We start from the raw sequence: 17,905 nt of genomic DNA on the forward strand, positions 1-17,905 counted from the left end.
CTTTTAATTTTCCGGTTCAAGAGAGATTCCATTTATAGTACTTGTCAACAACTCACCAGTGGTCAAAGTAATTGTGCCCGTGGAATTATCGCCGTGGCCAGTACCAAGATCCAAACTAACAGTACCATCATCGGTATACAAATAACCCTCTCCCAATACATCTGCTACTTGATAGTTTCCAGGCCGAATATCAACGCCGACTTCATAAATTCCTGCACCAAGGTCTTGAAAACTACTTGGGATTGGACTTTCAGGATCAATCAGGCTGGTCGCTGGTCTAGTTGAAAGAGCTTCTAAATGAAGGCCTTGTCCAGCTGCGGCATCGGTACCGTTATCCTGCATCTCAATCACTTGTCCAGCTGTCAGATAAGCTTGATAAGAAGATATTTCTCCAGCAGAGCTGTCACTACCAAACCAAGCTCCACTAATGTCATTGGCCAAGGGAAGATCTGAACTATCACTTCCTTCAACATTTAAGACAATATTATCATCTGTTCCCAGACCGATTGGCGTTATTTTGTACCAACCAGGTTGAACGTCAGTACCAACGACCCAACGATTACTATCAGTATCTTGGCCTTGGCCACTAATCAAGTCAGTGGTTGTTGCAGTACTTTTTTCATAGATATAAGTGATAGTTTGTGTGGTTGAGGAATAAGTTAAATCGATTGAACCTGTTTTTGCCAGATCAACACTATATCCAGTAATTGCTTTAGGCTCAGGTTGATAAGTTGATCCAATCTTACCAGTATATTCAATTGGGCTTGCAAGTTGATTGCCATTTTCATCTTCAAAGTTAACCATAATAGCACCTGAATAAGTACTATTATTCAAAGCTCTAGCATCGACCCAATAGGTCTTGCCGTTGTAAGCGATCTTGGCATATTGATAAGTATTGCCGTTAGAAGCTCTTTTAGTTGTATCGATTTCTAAAATCGTAACCGTTTGGCCATCAAGATCTTTAGCCGAACCAGTTGAAGTTAAAGAACTAGGACTGGTTAAAGCTGGGGCATTATATAGGCCATCCGAACGACTGCCTTCGTTAATCGTGGCTGTTTCATTAACTGTCTGTTGATTGGTAATGCTATCAAAGTTATAAGCTGTCACAGCACGGCTATCGATCCAGTAGGTATTACTGCCGTCTTTTACTTCCAAGTAAGTGTACTGGCTGCCATTAGACCTCGTCGTAGTATCTAAAGCAATCACTTCTACTTGATCGCCGTTAACTGTCTTAGCTAAAGCCGAAGCCGTTAGAGTCGTAGGACTGGTTAAGGCCGGTCCATTATCATAGATACCGTCCTTTCGATTAGCTTCGTTAATATAAGCCGAATAGTCTTCGGTCTTAGAACTAGTGATCTTGGCAAAACCGCTGGTATTTAGAGCCCTAACATCTACCCAGTAGGTATTAGTACCATTAGTAACTTTTGCATACTGATACTTTTGGTCGTTGGAATTTCTAAAAGTCGTATCGATCTCAAGGACCTCAACAGAATCTTGATCAAAGGTTTTAACTGAACCCGTCGAAGCCATCGAAGCTAGACTGGTTAAAGCTGGTTCCTCGTATATACCATCATTACGATTAGTCTCGCTAATTGTTGCATAATAGTTCAAATTAGTCTGTTTACTGGTAATCGAATCAAAGACGGCCCGAGCATCGACCCAATAGGTCTTGCCGTTGTAAGTGATCTTGGCGTACTGATAGCTAAGACCAGTTGAAGCCCTTTTAGTCGTATCGATCTCAGATACCATAACGGATTTTTTGTTTAAGGACTTGCTGTAAGCAAGTGGTGTTAAAGAACTGGATGTTGTCAGAGCTGGGGCACTATACAGACCGTCGTTTCTTGTATTGCCATTGATATAGGCTTGGAAGTTAACTGTTTGCGTAGAAGTTATCTGAGCAGAGTCATTCAAAGCTCTAAGATCAACCCAATAGCTTTTATTGTTATCGGTGATCTTGGCATACTGATAGCTAACGCCGGTTGAAGCCCTTTTAGTCGTATCGATCTCGGATACCGTTACCAAATGTCCGTTTAGGCTTTTAGCCGATCCGGTTGAAGTCATCGAAGCAACATCAGTTAAGGCCGGAGCCGAATATAAGCCATCGTTTCGGTTGTTTTCATTAACATAAGCCGAATAATTAACGGTCTGTTTATTGGTTATCTTGTCATAGCTAACTGCCTTAGTTTGACTACTAGTAGTCGCACTGGCAGTCTGCTGGTTTAGGCCAGCCGAATAAAAACTCAAGACAGCAGCTGATAAAAGCAGTGCGGCAACCCAATTTTTGCCAGACTTGTATAACTTCTTTTTGCCCTTTTTTAAAAACATCTCTCTACTCCCACAAAATATCTCAAACGAAAGGAAAAAATCATTTCGAAACCTTCTGAATTATTTCACTAAATTATTGAAATAACAAGAAAAAAAGCCATGAAAATATGACTTTTAAAAAGATATTCAGAAAAAATTAGAATAAAATCGCCCCTTACTCAAGCTATCATTCTTTCATAAGCATAAGCAAAATCAAGTAGCTGTTGATCTTGGCCAAAAGGTGCGACCAGCATCATGCCGATTGGCTTTTGTCCTTCATCTAATTTGCAAGGGATGCTAATAGCTGGGCAGCCAATAATATTAAAAGGGTCATCGTTATGACCAGCTCCAACGCCACTATCTATCTGTTCTTTTATATCAGCTTTAAGCGGCGGTAATTTTCTTGCAGTGAAAGGAACCGTTGGTAGAGCCAGAATGTCAACCTCTTTAAAAGCCGCTTCAAAAGCTTTTTTAACTAGCGGGATCATATTCTGAGCACGACCATAGTAATCTTCAATTTGGCCATCCGCCATTTCACCGCCGTATAACATCAGTTGAACAAGCGGCGCTAAAGATGTGACCGTTTTACTATTGATCCTGCTTTTAAAGGTCTCGCTAAGATCAATTGGATAATAAGTATCAGTTCCAAAACTGCTGCCACCATATCTAAGCTGCTGTCGAGAAGTCCCGAGTGTGTTAATAACATCAGCAATGTTTCTCGCTAAATCGAATTCAGGAACAGATATATCTTGAACCGAAACACCGAGTTCTTTGAAATAACCAACATTCTTTTGAACTGTTTGATCAACCTCAGGATCAGAAACACCTTCAATCCTAAATCCTTGTTGGAGAAGACCGACTTTTTTACCGGAAATTTCAGAAGACAGTTGTTCAGCAAAGGAAAAACTCTGCCCCATGCTCAACCAGGCTTGACGACCGTCCAATCCATCTTTACCGGCGATTGCATCTAAAAGCAAAGCCAGATCAGAAACCTTGTTAGCCATTGGTCCAACAGTATCAAGCAATTGATCGACCGAACCGATTCCAGTGTAGGGAACCAATCCACGCGTTGGTTTGAGACCATAGATACCACACCAGGCACTTGGAATTCGAATTGACCCGGTTTGATCGCAACCTAAAGCCATATCAACTTGTTGGCTGGCAACCAGAGCACCCGAACCACTCGAAGAACCACCAGCTGAATATCCTGGTACTTTTGGATTCTCGACTGGACCGCTGTCGGCTGTAAAACTGCTTCCGGAACAGAATAAATTTTCACTAACGGATTTTCCAAGAATATCGGCTCCATGATCCAAGAGTCTGCTAATAACAGTTGCGTCTTCCTTTGGCTTATAACTTTCCAGCAGTTTCGTTCCCATACTCATTGGTACGCCGGCAATCGAAATATTGTCTTTAACAGCAATTTTCTTTCCTAATAAGGAGCCACTTTCAGCGTGCTCGATTTTGGTTTTGACATACCAGGCATTATATCGATCGTCAGCATAAGGCCGGCTTTGGAAAGTTCTCCTATAGACCGGCTTTTTTACCGGCGATTGGTAATGTTTAGAAAGCTCTTCAAAAGAAGAGAAAAAACCATTCGAGAGCTCTTTCCAATAAACAGTTTTCTCTTTTTCCGTCAGATCAAAATCATTAACAAGCTGATAAAATTCTTTTTTGTTTAAAATTTCTCTCGCCATAGACCCATCCAATCTAAAAATCTACAAGTAATACAAAGCAACTACAAATTCAAATCTATTGTATCGGCTTTTTTAAATAGGGAAACATAAATAAAAGAAACCGCCAATATAACCAAAGAAATTAACAAATTAATAAAAGTTTGTCTAGAAAGGACATATACAGACGCAACGATCGTAATAATTGGTGCCATGATACCAAAGGTATTTTTATATGGGAAAGAAACTTTTTTACTGCGAGCAATAATATCGCAAATTCCAATCAACGCATAAAGCAAAACAACCAAGACAGATGTAAAGGAAATCAGATCGCCAAGATTGGAAACGAAATTTAAGAAAATATCAACTACGCCAAGAAAAAGGGTTGCCTTCCAAGGAGTTTTGAATTTCGGATGAATGCTTTGAAGAAAATGATTAATTGTTTTAGGCCACATATTATCCCTTCCACTGGTATAAAGGACACGGGAAAACTGCAACAAAACTGAAATCGTGCAGGCAAACATTGCTAAAGATATTCCCAAACTTAAGAAATCATGCATTGTCGGCCCAAGAACATCATTAGACACATAAAGAATTGGATTCGATGATTTCAAAAAACCTTTTAAAGACGGTGCTGCCAGCAATATAACTGCTAAAGGAATCAATTGGGCTATAATTCCGATCGAGGCCGCACCAAATACTGAACGGCCGATGCTTTTTTGATTCCCAGACATTTCTTCAGAAAAATTTAAAGCAGAATCAAACCATTAAATGAAAAAAGCATTACGGCGATAGTCGAAAAAATGGTTGGCCAAGACACATTTGAAAAAGAATTTCCATGAATAACTTGTGTTGAAAAAAGTACCGAAACCGGCTGCTTTAGATTTAGCAAACAAGCAATTGTAATTGTGAGAACAACTAATAATTCCAAAGCAAGCAAAAAAGTCGTAAATTTTCCAGTCGAAGAAATATTTGCAATTGAAATAAGCATTGCAATCAACATCAATGCCGGCGCAAGCAGATTAACTTTCAACGCTGGAATTACTGCAGCTAAATAAGTAGCAGAACCCATCGATGTCACAGCAGGGATAAAAACTCCCTCGACTAAATAAGCGACAAGTGCGAGGAAACCAATTTTCTTACCCATAACTCTGTGGATTACCGAGTAAATTCCACCAGATTTAGGAAAAGCCGAACCGACTTCAGCCATAGTAAGAGCAACACAAACTGCAATAATTCCGGCCATTAAAGAAACTAAAAAAGAACCGGTTCCGACCATTACAATCGCAACCGGCATATTTAAAAAAACACCCGAAGTAGGAGAAATATCAGAAGCAGCCAGTGAAACCGTTTCAACAATATTTAAAGTCTTCGACAAATGCATCCCTGAGCACTCGAAACCGAAACATCCCTATTTTTCATTACAAACCCCTCCAACTATTATTAAGACCAGATTAAAACTTCACATTACAATTAATTTAAAAATGTCAGGAAAGATGACAAATTTTTGTGACATTATTCAGCTATCAAAAATGGGGTTTCTATATAGTTGGTTAGATCGTGACATTATGTTTATTAATATTCAAGAAATTAAATATGATAAATTCAAGAAAACTCAAAAAAATAAAAGAGAGAACTGCATCAAAAGAATCAAGATACCGGCAATAAAGATATCGCTCTTTTTAATTGATATCTCTTTAAAATGAGTCCGTGGTGCATTTTCGGTAAAGCCATGGGAGATCATCGCCGTTGACAAACGTTCGGACCATCGCAATGAAATCAGAATGGATTTAAGAAATAATTGCGGCGAGTAAGGAGCTATCTTGACGACACGCATCAAGGCCGCAACTCGAATCGTTTTTATTTCCTGCTTGACTCGGGGCACAAAAGAAAGAGCTCCGCGCAGACCATAAATAAAAACAGTCGGCAAATGAAAATTTTGTTCCAAAGAATCCAGCCACAAATCCATATCAGTTGTAAAAGAAAAAGCGGCGCCAAGATAAATATAGGAAAGGATTCGGGTAACCATAACCCAGGCAATCCCTGGGCTACTGAAAGTATTAAAAGAAGTCCAGGCGCCAAGCATCGGAATCACAGGAAGAAAAATCAGCAATAAATAACGACGCCAAGATAGCTTTGATAGCAAAAGATAGATAAATGCACATCCGGCAACTAATAAATTAACGCGATAATCCAAAACAAAAGTAATTTCCAAACTGACAAGCAAAATTAAGATAAATTTTATACTGGGATTCATAATAAATGCTCCTGATACTTTAAAGTCTGATTTTCCAAACGTAGATAAAAATCGACTTTAGGCAATAAACGATCAAGTTGATGGCTGATAATTACAAAACGTTGACGTTTGCGATCGGCGATTTCGCGTAAAATCTTGGATACCTGCTCAACAGACTGAAAATCCAGGCCAGCCAAAGGTTCATCGAGTAATAAGATCGGTGTTTCCATAATCAGCATCACAATTAACTGCAATTTTTTCTTTTGCCCACCGGAAAGTTGATAAATAATCTGATCACCGAGCCCGAACAGGTTGAGGCGCTGCAAATATTCATCAACCACTTCTGCTGGCCAGTCTACTGGATGACGAGTCTGTTCCAGACTCAAGGCCAGTTCCTCACTAACTGTCATACGCAGATATTGTTTTTCTGAATTTTGAAAAACGAGCGCCACTTCCTTCATGTATCGGGGAATCTTTAATTTAGAAATATCTTTACCGATGTAAGCAATTTTGCCTTCATAATCCTTTAAACGAGTCAAGGCACTAAATAAAGTCGATTTGCCAGTGCCGTTATCTCCGGTTAACAGAGTGATTCCAGATTCCGCCAAGGACAGGTGGTTAACGGAAAAAAGTTTCCTATCTCCAACCTTGATCGTTACATCATCACAAACGAGTCTGCCTTTTTTAGGAATCGCAAAATCAAAACTTTGATGAGTCGGTAAACGTTTTTTAAACTCTTCCTCGCTGATCGGTTTAATTTTTCTGTCTGCCATCAACCAAACCTGGTCGGCCAGTTTTTCATAAGCGGATAAATCATGGTCAACGACTATAATTGTCGTACCGCTTGATTGAAGCTGCTTAAGTTTTTTCAGTAAATATTCTCTCGATGCTTGATCGATATTTGCAAAGGGTTCATCAAGAAGGAGTAACTTACTTTCCATTGCCACAATCACAGCCAGAGCGACCTTTTGCTTTTCGCCACCCGAGAGATAATTTATTTTTGAATTGGAAAATTGATTAATCCCAACGAAATCGATTGCTTTTTGAACCCTTTCTCGAATTTCGTTTCGGGGAGTCTGCAAATTTTCCAAGGTAAAAACAAGTTCCTCAAAAGCCGTCGTCATGACAAATTGAGTATTTGGATCTTGAAACAGAAAACCAACATATCGAGCCCGTAGATTGGCCGGCAAACTATCAATCGCGTTATCAGCAACAATGACTTTTCCTTTTATTTGCGGATAAAACCCGGCTAAAATTCGTAAAAAAGTTGATTTTCCAATACCTGAAGGACCAATCAATAAATTAAAACTAGCATCTTGAAACTCGATATTGAGATCATTGATAATTTTTTTGTCGCCGTAAGAAAGGCTGACATGACACAAACTCGTAGTCATTTATCCCGATATTTATCCGTTTTCTTTGCGATCGTCAGAACATCTGATTTGGTTGCCATATTGATTTTGCTATAAACCATCACCGGAATATCCGAGATTTGGGCGGCAACTTTTGGCAGTTCTTTTAAAATATTCATCAACTGATCATAGTCCCCTTCCAAGGATGATTCGAATGGACCTACTTGGTAATTAACACCACTTTTGTCGATATAAGCAATCACATAATCAACAATTCGAATTACTTCGTCCGTATCCGTGGTCATGGGTAATACTTGAACTGCAATACTGGAAATCATTTAACTACCTCCGATTTATTATTTGAAAGGATCGCTGATTTTGAAATCAGTTTCTCTGTAAAGTAAACAATCACGCCGGAAAATACAGTCACTGATATCAATCGAGTGATAAACAAAGCAATCAAAAGCAAGAGTGTGTAATGTGAATAACCATTTCTGAACAAATCCCAAATGAAAGTAACAATTGTAGAAGTCAGAACCGATAAGGAAAGACTTGTCTTATCCCAACGACGATACCTAAAAGCAGCAAAACCAATTTCTGTCCCAAGTCCCTGAATAGCTCCGGCAACAATATCCATGATGCCCCACTGGGAACCAAAAACCATTTCAACAATTCCGGCAAGCGTTTCTCCGATGATCGAAGCGCCTGGACGGCGCAGGATATATCCTGCCATCGGCCCGGCCATCAACCAAGGACCAAGCGTTGCGTCGTTGGCAAAAGGACTCAAACCGAGTGGAGTGAGAACGGCCGCAATAGCGTTATAGGCAAATGCCCATATCCAAAAAATAAAACCAAAGAAAATACTAATCAAAGCCAAAAAAATAAAATCAAGCAAAGACCATTTCGTGTGCATAAAACACCCTCCAAAAATATATTTTTAAACATCTCCAAGGGGGCACGCCATTAAAAAAGCCAGTCCCCGTGAGGAAACTGGCTTGAAAAAAATCTATTACTGCCGAACGCAATATATTCATAAATCCGAACAACGGATGCAATATAAATAATAAATCGACAAATCTCTCAAGTAATCTCCCTACGCTAGTACGAACTAGATCAGGTTATGTGGGTATAGTCTCAGCCCTTGGGCACCCCAGATTTTGATGTTTGGTTATTTGTAATCAAATAACACTAAAAGTGTAGCATAGCTAATTACTACAAACAAACAGTAAATACGTCAGAGATCTTTTAATGTTTTAAGTTTTTATAACTGCGAGGACCACAATTCTATACTCCAAGAAAATTAGGCCAGATCTCCGGCAACACGTAATTTGACACGAGTCGTATTAATAGGTGCATAAACTAATTAAATCTCTTCAACATCGACCATCTCGCTTGAACCTGACTTAGCTCCAACGGTAATAGCTTTTTTAACCAGGATCGTGACGTCTGTTATTACTTTAGTTCTATTAGCTGCTATCCTTGGTCCCATACTCAACAGAAATAAAATTAATTAATAAAGATTCATCAATAACAATAAAATGCTATTTCACATAAAAATGATAATTTATACAGCATTTGATCATTTAATTTTACTAATCCATTAAGCACCATTAAAGCGTCCTTGAGTACCACCTATTGCTACAATTGCTAAAATCTCGTTCATTAGATCATGTATAGAATTAGCTGTCGTTTCGATAGTTCTACCATCTATTCGATTGATATCCTGTAATTGGGATATCGCATCGGCTTGGGCGGTATTGTACACCTGTACTTTAAGCCTAGCCGGCAATTTAGGTATCGGAAGTGTCGAGTAAGGCGCAGGATTTTGTAAAACTTCTTTAACAGCGTCAATCGTAGCTGTACGAACTTTTTTTCTCGGAAAACTCAAAGCGGCATACCTAGCTAACGATTTTTTTGTTGTGACATATTTAGGGGAATCAAACATATGCTCATCAATTAATTGCTCCTTAAGTGCAGAATCACCAATCACTAAAGTCACCGGAACACCTACCTCAGAAGCATAAGCCACATTAATCGTTGTCTCATTTTGATATTTATTGTTGATCCATATTTTATAGGCGGATCTCGCACTATATCCGTGATCCATATTGCCGCCCTGCTTACCGATACCAGCATGATAACCAACAAAGACAACCTGATCGAAACTATTATCGAGGCAACTCATCATATAATCTTCTCGCGGCCATCCACTCAGCAAGCTAATGCGATCATCAAAATCTGACAGTCTATCATAAGACAAATTGTTTCCTTTAGCATGTGAGTCAACCAAAAGGATATCCGTGATCTTTTCATTAACCGAAGATTTTTGTATACCTTCCAACACCCATTCTAATTGTTCGTTATACAAGTTACGGAATATTTCTGTGTCACCACTTTCCATATCCCAGTCGACAATACCTGCCAGCCCTTCGATATCGGTAGATATATATATTTTCAATGTGTTTGCCCCCTAAAGCTCTTAATAGTTACCATATCCATCTTTTCAATTATTTTTGTAACCAATTTTACAGCATTTTGAAAATCTTCCAGATTAGCCCAATTGTAAGCCGTGTGTTCATAACGAACTGGAATTCCAACAACAATCGTCGGCGCGCCTTCGTAATATTCCACTACTGCCCCATTGACACCACCACCAGTTCTGACAGAACGAGTATGCGGGATCTGATATTCATTAGCAATAGCATCAGCGAAGTTCTCAAAGATCGGATTGGCGATAAAAGAAGTATCCATATCCCGAAGCATAGGTCCACGTTTTAAACCAGTTTGTGCCAACCAGTCAGGATAAAAAGTATCATCACAGGGGCAACCCTCAAAAACAATTCCCAGATCAGTGTTAATTTTTCTCGTAGTAGCATGTACACCTCTCAAACCAACTTCTTCTTGCGTTGATAAAGCTGCAACCACGTCCACGGACAATGGAAGACTGTCCAAATTATCTATCATATTCACTAGTGCAGCAGCTCCCAAACGATTATCAAAATCTTTTCCAAAAAACATTTTGTTTTTCGGATTATACTCGCATTCTACGTCTGGCACAATTGGACATCCGGTATCGATCTCAAATTCATTGATGGTCTCCTCCCTACTAAGAGAACCAATATCAATAGACATATCTGAAATAACCGGCAAAGCTTTTTTCTCGAAATCAGTCATAAAATGTGGAGGTTTCGTTGCAACGACACCGGTCACATACTCGCCATGCTTATTACGGACACGTACTTTCATGGCCGGAATATTGGTTGGAATCCAACCACCCAAAGCTACAAATTTTAACAGACCATTTGGTCGAACAGCTTGAACAATAAAACCGACTGCATCCGCATGAGCATCAAGCTGAACAACTGGCCGATGACCCGTATTGCTCTTCAAGCTTGCATAGGAGTTAAAAATACCATCAATATCCGTGTCACTTTTCGACGATGTTTTATTAATAAACAAATTAGCAACTTCCTGTTCAAAACCAGGCGCACCATTTGCATTAGAAAAGTCCTTAATTAAATCAATTTGATCTTTATCTTTCAAAAAAACCTCCTTATTTTATCCAATTATTTTAATTAAATAATTTTATTTAACACGATATGCATGCATATAGTAATACCAGACGCCAGAAGAGAAATATTGGACTCCTTTAACTTTAGGATTAGTTAAGGTCGCGGCATTCATCCAGTAAATTGGATCTATAGCTGAATCCTTATATAACAGTTTTTCAGCTGTAATTTCATTGTCCGTTCTTGCTTTATCGCTAAGGGCATTTTTGTTGGAAGCAGATGCGATCAATTTATCATAAGTTTTATTGGTATATGAACCATCGTTATTTCCACCGCCACTGATGAACATGTTGAGGAATGTCAATGGTTCAGCATAATCTGCGCTCCAACCACCCAAGACAACTTCGAAACTGTGATTCTCCTGGTCCTGCATGCGCTGCTTAAAAGGAACGAATTTTTCTTTAACAGTCAATCCGGGAAGTTCTTGCCAAGTTTGTTGGAGCGTATCAAGGGTCGGCTTTGAAGCCGAAGAATCAGAACTAGCCTCTATTGTCAAAGTCAATTTCTTTAATCCAATTTCCCTCAATCCTTGAGCAAACAGTTTTTTAGCTTTCGAAATATTGTAGCTGTAACCTGTTGATTTGGAGGCAGCTTTTGCAAAATCCTCACCACTTGAAGTTTTCGAAAGACCAGCAGGTGTTATACCACTGGCAGGTGAATCTAATCCTTCAGAAACCTCTTGAGAAATCGTGCTGCGATCAGTAGCCAAATTTAAAGCCTCTCGAATTTTTTGATTGGTCAATCCGGCAACTTTTCCTGTTTGATTGTATTCAAGATAACTAGTTCCCGATTCGTTATATATTTTTAAATTTTTCGAATTTTTATATTTCTTTATTTGTGCATTCGTACTTAATGTCGTCTGGTCAAGTTTCTTTTTATTATACAAACCTAAACCAGCGATTGGATCAGTAACAACTTGAAAATTAACACCGTCATTTTTAACGGCTTTTTTATTCCAATAATTCGAATTTGGTATTAATTTAAAGCTTTTATTGGAACCATTCCACCCAACAAGTTTGTAAGGACCGTCATAAACCTGATCAGCAGCACTAGTACCAACTTTTTTGCCCAATTTACTTTCAAATTTTTTATCTTGAGCAAAAAACGCAGGCGTAGCCATTAAATTCTCAAATTGGGGCATTGGGTGTTCCAATGTAATCACAAGTGTGTGAGAACTAGGTGCTTTAATTCCTAAAGAACTTAAGTCCTTATTCTTGCCGGAATTAATTGCATCAGCATTTTTAATACCAGAATAGAGATAGACATTCTGGCTTCCTGTTTTTGGATTAACAGTTCTTTGCCAGGCATAAACGAAATCGGAAGCTGTTAAAGAATCCCCATTTGACCATTTAAGACCCTTTCTTAAATGAAAGGTCCAGGTAAGTCCATCCTTTGAATGAGACCAAGATTTTGCCAAGCCGGCTTTAGCTGTTCCACTTGCAGTCCTTGACAAAAGCCCTTCTTGGACATTTCCTGCAATTTGAGACGAATATTCATCAATAACCTGAGACAAATCCTGCGTTGTTAGATCAGTTGCCAATGGCTCATTTAAAACGTTGCTACTCGAAGATTTGCTACTTAATGTGTCATAAGCGGCAAATCCACCAGCCAAAATAACGACAGCTAAAACTGTAATACCAATCCTTTTGCCTAAGGAAACCTTTCTCTTTTTTACCATAAAAAAATCACTCCTTGTCCCTTTCAATTGATCCCACATCAACGAAAGTAAATTTAGAGTAATTATAGAAGCTTTTATCTACTAAAATCAAGAAATTAATGAATAATATTCAATAATTTTTTGAAATAGTTCGTAAATTAGAGAAAAATTCAACAATATTTGTTAGATAAGTCTATATCAGTGTCCAATTATTCGTAAAAACGAAATTATATTTTTAAAAATGCTTTACTCAAAAAAATCCCCTTAGTCATTCCCATAAGTATTTCGTCATTAATTTTTAACAAATTTATTTGTACTTGATGACATCTATTTTTAATATTAGAATAAATATCTCTTATTTAGTCGCAATCAACTTATTTTTGTAAAAGTCAAAGATTGATAGATTGAAATAATAACAAGATTGTCTTAAAATGGCTACTCACGGATTTCACTACGATTTTTTTAACCAATAAGCATTAATTCTGAGGTATCTTGGCAAGAATTTTCGCCTGCTTCTTGTCCGATATCAAGAAATTGCTTCCGAATGAAACAACTTCTTCCAAGAGAATCGTTTCCGTAATTATTTTTTCAAAAGCACTTCCTCTAACATAGTGAAAAGTAATAGGCAGATTCCCCAGATAAGTCCAGGAAAAAATCCGACAACTAAATATGACATGTTTAATGAGACCTCGCTTTATCAAAAAAAGATAGGCCACTTGAGACCTATCTGTCATTTCAAACGTAGCTTAAATATCAAAATTGAATTTTAATTGATAACAAATCATATGCAGCAATAATACCGTGATACTCTCGCGAATCTTCCAAAGCGTTGACAGCTTGAGCACCTGACGGTAATTTAAAAGCGACTGCTAATTTGCCAGGATTAAATAACCGTAATATCGTTGCATTGTTTCCAAAATAAGACGGGTAACAGGCACTAACACACAAGCCATTCGGAAGATCCATTAAATTAAATTGAGTTGGAAGTCCGGCAATCGGGACTAAATCATCCTGTAATTTATTATCGAGGCGATTGAGGAACAGATTTTTGTTTTGAATTTGATAACTCATCGCCTGAAAATTGATCTTCTCCTGAATCTTTGCAACGACTAATTTATTAAAAGTTTTAGCAAAATAGATTTGTACATCATAATTGTGTTTGCCAAGCAATTCGGCTCCAGGAGTAGGTATATAGGGATGACCCACTTTGGTCGTGTCGCCAGATGCTCTACCCGGTCGATTAATTAAATCAGCCTTACCAAGTTGATCTGTACTTGCTAATAAAGTAAATAGCAAATATTTGCCATGTTGCTGGTATTCTTTGATCATTTTGGAAAAAATAGTGATGCTATATTTTTTATTTTCTACTGTAACGTTATTGTCGAGTGGCCAAATAGATACAGTTTTTTCAACAAAATGTTTCTGCCAGTCCTTTACAGATTGCTGGCTGCGCGTTAAATATCCAAAAGGTACTGAAGCAATGTTCTTATCATTAACACTACCCGTGTTAATAGCCAGAACAAGTTTATGATCGAAGATTTGATTGTCCACGCTAACGTGAATCTGCAGCAAATCAGCAATATAGCTGATAGTCATTGTAAAACGGTATTCGGTATTAGATTCACCATTTCGACGATCACTCAGGGTACGTGGCAATTTAAACTGTCCTGCTAACTTCATTTCTTCATAATGTCCACGTTTGAAAACACTTGCAGATCGGAATAGCATTGTGACGGCCCGGTCCTGTTCAGGCGGAGAATAATCATAGGTATCACCTGCATTGCCACTATCTTTAAGACAAATAAAATCATGAATAACCGTACCATCATTTAATTTCAAATCAACATGTCCTGAATCGAAAACCACGGTGAAATGTTCAGTTTGCAATTGTTTGATTGGGGTCGTTTCCAATTTCAGTTCTGAATCAGCACGAAAATTCAAAATCTTATAACCCATGGCAGGTAGTGCCATCTTAACTAAATAATCGCTGATAAAGTATCCGGGCTCGTTAGTCTGCTGATCGCCACTTCTGGTTTGTTGCAAAAGATGATCACGACCATGAATTCGTTTATTAGCAACAAGGGCACTGTCATCAACACCATCGAATGCGACACTCTCTGTAGGACTAACAATTCTGACTGAACAATAATCAACGGTATTTCTTGGTAGAGGATTGAAAACAACAACCTGATTCGAGCTTAGCTTCAGTCTTAAACTGATCAAACGTTTTATCGTGTTTAAAATACCATCAGCTAATTCATTGCCTTCCTTCAATCGATGCAAAATATCTTCAGCAACCGAATCAACAACGCTACCTGCGAGACTATCATGTGCTTGACTATCCAACAGTTTCTTCCAAGCATCAGTCAAAATACAATCTCCTAAGTTGATGGCAAATTTTCTGCCAATAACCATTAGAGGTTCCACCTGATGAACTAATTTATCTTCCAATGCCGTAGCTGCCAATTTAATATCCATTCGGCTTGAGCCACAAGTTCGATGAACCCGGGCTAAGACTGGATCTAAAAATTCTCTCATATAATCAGACAATGACGTTTCATGAGAAATTTTCTCTATAAAATCTTCGTAATTACTAATCTGATAATGATATTTCCCAATTTCATTTATTTTCGCCACTTGATCACTGAAGTTAGTGATAATACTCATCTGATCATTGCCCGTAGGAATTAAGATATTTGGTTCAAAACGGTTTGATTGATCCTCAATAAAGGTAACTGCAGGATCTAATCGCTGATTTACATATTGATTTGAAGCATCCAGCAGCATTCCAATACTATATCCCTGCGGCATATTAACAGCGATAACCTTTCGACTATTGCCTAAACTATGACAGATAAAATAACAGCTACCGGTTTTCTTTATGTCAATGCCTCGCCAAAACACGAAACTTTTTAATCCAAGTTCATCAAGAATAAATGGTAGTTGACTATTAAATCCAAACGTATCTGGCAAATAGCCTACAGACATTGTCTTGCCATACTTTCTACTCAACAATATGCCAATCATGCCATTGCGTAATAACGAATCTCCCTGTACATGCAACGCGTCAGGTTGGGTATACCACGGCCCAATCTGAAGTTGATTCTTACTAACTAAATGTTTAATCCGTGCCTTTGTTTCCGGGTGAACGGCAACATAATCGTCCAGAATCGATATCTGGCCATCTAGCGTAAATGATGCTTCCGGATGTTTTTCCAATTCCTTAATCATATTTGTGAATAATAAATCGCTTAAAATCAAAGAATCCCGATGAGAAAAATACCATTCTCTATCCCAGTGGGTGTGATTAACCAGATAAACATTTACTTTTTTTAATGGCATTTAAATCAGTTCTCCCATTGATTTTCTGTAAAATATGAATCATCTGTCGTTTGTTGGTCGCTTGGTGTTTCCGTCTCTTGAATAACCGGTTGCTGTTTTCTAAATAATAGTGTCAATCCAGTGACAGTTAATGTACCGACAAGAATGCCCAAAACATATACCCACCATTTTTCGACAGCCAACCAACCATAAAATCCAGAAATTGGGGCACGGTTAACGGCTCCTAAACCAACTGCTACAGAGCTGCCAATCGCCGAACCAATCACGTTTGCTGGTATTACTCGCAGCGGAGACTCAACAGCAAATGGAATTGCACCTTCGCTGACACCTATTAGCCCCATGACCAATGCAGCATTACCAGCTTCCTGAAGTTCTTTATTAAATTTTCTTTTATTAATAACAGTTGCCAACCCCAAACCAAGTGGTGGGATAATGATGGCAACTTGGGCAGCGGTATTTGGATCATATACACCACTCGTCAATAAAGCCATTGCAGTTGTTACAGCAGCTTTATTAACGGGACCTCCCAAATCAAAACCTACCATGCCGCCGACGATGGCGGCCAATAATATCTTATTAGTTCCGGTTAATCCCTTTAACCAGGAAGCCAATCCAGTGTTTAGATCAGCAAAAGGCACGCCAATCACATACTGTATTAATATCAAAGTAATCAAGGATCCAAGAACCGGCACGATAAAAACAGGCAATACGGACTTAGCCACATTCGGAAGATGTATATGTGCAATCATAAATTTAACTGTGTATCCAGCTATTAAACCAGAAGCCAATGCTCCTAGAAAGCCAGCATTCATATTCGAAACTAACATTCCACCAATAATCCCTGGTGCAATCCCGCCTTTATCGGCTATGGAATAAGCTATATACGCCGAGATAACAGGAAACATTAGCCCCAAAGCTGTTCCGCCCCAGCCGTCATCAGTATTCAAAAAAACGAATGATAACATTGGCACTTTTTGCCCATTTAACATCCCAAATATTTGAAATACCATAAAATGATGCGCCTACACGACTTATAGCCATAAGTACCGCTCCAGCAATCACAATTGGAATCATATAAGAAATCCCGGTCATCAGATGCCGTTCAAGCTCTCGGCCAATTTTTTTCCAATCCATAACGAGTGTCTCCTTAATTTGTATCAGTCAATGCCAAAGCATTGTTGATCACTTTTTCTGCATTCTTAATTGGATCGCTAACACCCACTTGAAAAATTTTTTTGCCATCAAAACGATCCGAATCACGTATTTTTGTATCGGTAGCCAAAATCACCACTTCACCAATTTGCACATCTCTTGGAGTTAAATAATGTCCAATGCCAGTAGCCCCTTGAGTTTCTACTTTTATTAAAATGTTCATTTTCTTTGCAGCTTGTATTAAGGCTTTTTCCGCCATATATGTGTGGGCAACGCCAGTCGCACAAGCTGTAACTGCAATTAATTTTCTTGTCATATTTCATTACCTCGATCTTTGAAAATTGCTTGAATATCCTTAGCCGACTTAGATTGCTTTAATTTCAAGCGCACATCATCATCCATCAAAATTCCTGCCAGCTCTGATAGTAATTTCAAATGTTCAACATCTCCACCCTCTGGAATTGCCAGTAAAAAAACATATTTTACTGGATTATTATCCAAAGACTGCCATACAACCGGATTAGACAATTCTGCAATAGCAACTGCTGATCGAGTAACAGATTTTGATTTACCATGAGGAATTGCAATACCCGCTCCCACACCAGTAACGCCTTCCTGCT

17 protein-coding genes and 1 riboswitch are annotated in these 17,905 nt (G+C 38.5%); all 17 genes read right to left on the reverse strand.

Annotation, left to right across the window (positions count from 1 at the left end):
• Positions 1-3: 3 nt before the first annotated feature.
• Complete coding sequence (locus J3U91_RS07710) at positions 4-2,325, reverse strand: GW dipeptide domain-containing protein (RefSeq protein ID WP_002820861.1); 2,322 nt, start codon at positions 2,323-2,325, stop codon at positions 4-6.
• Between the two features lie 158 nt (positions 2,326-2,483).
• Positions 2,484-4,001 carry an amidase family protein gene (locus tag J3U91_RS07715; RefSeq protein WP_002819275.1) on the reverse strand — a complete coding sequence of 506 codons (1,518 nt, stop codon included), beginning with the start codon at positions 3,999-4,001 and terminating at the stop codon, positions 2,484-2,486.
• Between the two features lie 41 nt (positions 4,002-4,042).
• Positions 4,043-4,711, reverse strand: coding sequence for an APC family permease (locus tag J3U91_RS07720; protein WP_002819276.1), 669 nt, complete (start codon positions 4,709-4,711; stop codon positions 4,043-4,045).
• A gap of 14 nt (positions 4,712-4,725) precedes the next feature.
• Positions 4,726-5,355 (reverse strand): APC family permease, encoded by a 630-nt coding sequence (locus tag J3U91_RS07725; RefSeq protein ID WP_226489935.1) that lies wholly within the window; start codon positions 5,353-5,355, stop codon positions 4,726-4,728.
• Positions 5,356-5,592: 237 nt separating this feature from the next.
• Complete coding sequence (locus J3U91_RS07730) at positions 5,593-6,234, reverse strand: energy-coupling factor transporter transmembrane component T family protein (protein ID WP_002819279.1); 642 nt, start codon at positions 6,232-6,234, stop codon at positions 5,593-5,595.
• Positions 6,231-7,607 carry an ATP-binding cassette domain-containing protein gene (locus J3U91_RS07735; RefSeq protein WP_002820862.1) on the reverse strand — a complete coding sequence of 459 codons (1,377 nt, stop codon included), beginning with the start codon at positions 7,605-7,607 and terminating at the stop codon, positions 6,231-6,233. Before J3U91_RS07735 ends, J3U91_RS07730 begins: the two co-directional genes overlap by 4 nt.
• Positions 7,604-7,903 carry a thiamine-binding protein gene (locus tag J3U91_RS07740; RefSeq protein ID WP_002819281.1) on the reverse strand — a complete coding sequence of 100 codons (300 nt, stop codon included), beginning with the start codon at positions 7,901-7,903 and terminating at the stop codon, positions 7,604-7,606. The genes J3U91_RS07735 and J3U91_RS07740 overlap by 4 nt, the downstream gene beginning before the upstream one ends.
• Complete coding sequence (locus J3U91_RS07745) at positions 7,900-8,478, reverse strand: ECF transporter S component (protein ID WP_002819282.1); 579 nt, start codon at positions 8,476-8,478, stop codon at positions 7,900-7,902. Before J3U91_RS07745 ends, J3U91_RS07740 begins: the two co-directional genes overlap by 4 nt.
• A 160-nt stretch (positions 8,479-8,638) precedes the next feature.
• Positions 8,639-8,728, reverse strand: a riboswitch (TPP riboswitch).
• Between the two features lie 437 nt (positions 8,729-9,165).
• Positions 9,166-10,023, reverse strand: coding sequence for a M55 family metallopeptidase (locus J3U91_RS07750; protein ID WP_002819284.1), 858 nt, complete (start codon positions 10,021-10,023; stop codon positions 9,166-9,168).
• Positions 10,020-11,108 (reverse strand): M42 family metallopeptidase, encoded by a 1,089-nt coding sequence (locus J3U91_RS07755; RefSeq protein ID WP_002819285.1) that lies wholly within the window; start codon positions 11,106-11,108, stop codon positions 10,020-10,022. Before J3U91_RS07755 ends, J3U91_RS07750 begins: the two co-directional genes overlap by 4 nt.
• A 42-nt stretch (positions 11,109-11,150) precedes the next feature.
• The gene (locus J3U91_RS07760) at positions 11,151-12,812 is read right to left on the reverse strand and encodes a peptide ABC transporter substrate-binding protein (protein WP_002819286.1); all 1,662 of its coding nucleotides are present in this window, start codon (positions 12,810-12,812) and stop codon (positions 11,151-11,153) included.
• Positions 12,813-13,267: 455 nt separating this feature from the next.
• A complete protein-coding gene (locus tag J3U91_RS07765) occupies positions 13,268-13,525 on the reverse strand; it encodes a hypothetical protein (protein ID WP_226489936.1) in 258 nt (85 codons plus the stop codon).
• A 19-nt stretch (positions 13,526-13,544) separates the two neighbouring features.
• Entirely contained in the window at positions 13,545-16,133 is a 2,589-nt protein-coding gene (locus J3U91_RS07770; protein WP_002819288.1) for a glycoside hydrolase family 38 N-terminal domain-containing protein, read from the reverse strand.
• 5 nt (positions 16,134-16,138) lie between these two features.
• Complete coding sequence (locus J3U91_RS07775; RefSeq protein WP_226489937.1) at positions 16,139-17,080, reverse strand: PTS fructose transporter subunit IIC; 942 nt, start codon at positions 17,078-17,080, stop codon at positions 16,139-16,141.
• Positions 17,070-17,267 carry a hypothetical protein gene (locus J3U91_RS07780; protein ID WP_002819293.1) on the reverse strand — a complete coding sequence of 66 codons (198 nt, stop codon included), beginning with the start codon at positions 17,265-17,267 and terminating at the stop codon, positions 17,070-17,072. The genes J3U91_RS07775 and J3U91_RS07780 overlap by 11 nt, the downstream gene beginning before the upstream one ends.
• 13 nt (positions 17,268-17,280) lie before the next feature.
• Positions 17,281-17,601 carry a PTS fructose transporter subunit IIB gene (locus J3U91_RS07785; RefSeq protein ID WP_002819294.1) on the reverse strand — a complete coding sequence of 107 codons (321 nt, stop codon included), beginning with the start codon at positions 17,599-17,601 and terminating at the stop codon, positions 17,281-17,283.
• Positions 17,598-17,885 carry a PTS sugar transporter subunit IIA gene (locus J3U91_RS09875; protein ID WP_002819295.1) on the reverse strand — a complete coding sequence of 96 codons (288 nt, stop codon included), beginning with the start codon at positions 17,883-17,885 and terminating at the stop codon, positions 17,598-17,600. Before J3U91_RS09875 ends, J3U91_RS07785 begins: the two co-directional genes overlap by 4 nt.
• Positions 17,886-17,905: the final 20 nt, after the last annotated feature.

Source organism: Oenococcus oeni, from assembly GCF_020510245.1.
GTDB classification, from domain to species: Bacteria; Bacillota; Bacilli; order Lactobacillales; family Lactobacillaceae; genus Oenococcus; species Oenococcus oeni.

Excerpts from the sequence above, each read along its gene's own strand:
- J3U91_RS07730 (WP_002819279.1), bottom strand. The coding sequence starts at position 6,234 with ATGAATCCCAGTATAAAATTTATCTTAATTTTGCTTGTCAGTTTGGAA.
- J3U91_RS07740 (WP_002819281.1), bottom strand. The coding sequence starts at position 7,903 with ATGATTTCCAGTATTGCAGTTCAAGTATTACCCATGACCACGGATACG.
- J3U91_RS07780 (WP_002819293.1), bottom strand. The coding sequence starts at position 17,267 with ATGGATTGGAAAAAAATTGGCCGAGAGCTTGAACGGCATCTGATGACC.
- J3U91_RS07765 (WP_226489936.1), bottom strand. The coding sequence starts at position 13,525 with ATGACAGATAGGTCTCAAGTGGCCTATCTTTTTTTGATAAAGCGAGGT.
- J3U91_RS07785 (WP_002819294.1), bottom strand. The coding sequence starts at position 17,601 with ATGACAAGAAAATTAATTGCAGTTACAGCTTGTGCGACTGGCGTTGCC.
- J3U91_RS07715 (WP_002819275.1), bottom strand. The coding sequence starts at position 4,001 with ATGGCGAGAGAAATTTTAAACAAAAAAGAATTTTATCAGCTTGTTAAT.
- J3U91_RS07745 (WP_002819282.1), bottom strand. The coding sequence starts at position 8,478 with ATGCACACGAAATGGTCTTTGCTTGATTTTATTTTTTTGGCTTTGATT.
- J3U91_RS07735 (WP_002820862.1), bottom strand. The coding sequence starts at position 7,607 with ATGACTACGAGTTTGTGTCATGTCAGCCTTTCTTACGGCGACAAAAAA.
- J3U91_RS07760 (WP_002819286.1), bottom strand. The coding sequence starts at position 12,812 with ATGGTAAAAAAGAGAAAGGTTTCCTTAGGCAAAAGGATTGGTATTACA.
- J3U91_RS07710 (WP_002820861.1), bottom strand. The coding sequence starts at position 2,325 with ATGTTTTTAAAAAAGGGCAAAAAGAAGTTATACAAGTCTGGCAAAAAT.
- J3U91_RS07770 (WP_002819288.1), bottom strand. The coding sequence starts at position 16,133 with ATGCCATTAAAAAAAGTAAATGTTTATCTGGTTAATCACACCCACTGG.
- J3U91_RS07720 (WP_002819276.1), bottom strand. The coding sequence starts at position 4,711 with ATGTCTGGGAATCAAAAAAGCATCGGCCGTTCAGTATTTGGTGCGGCC.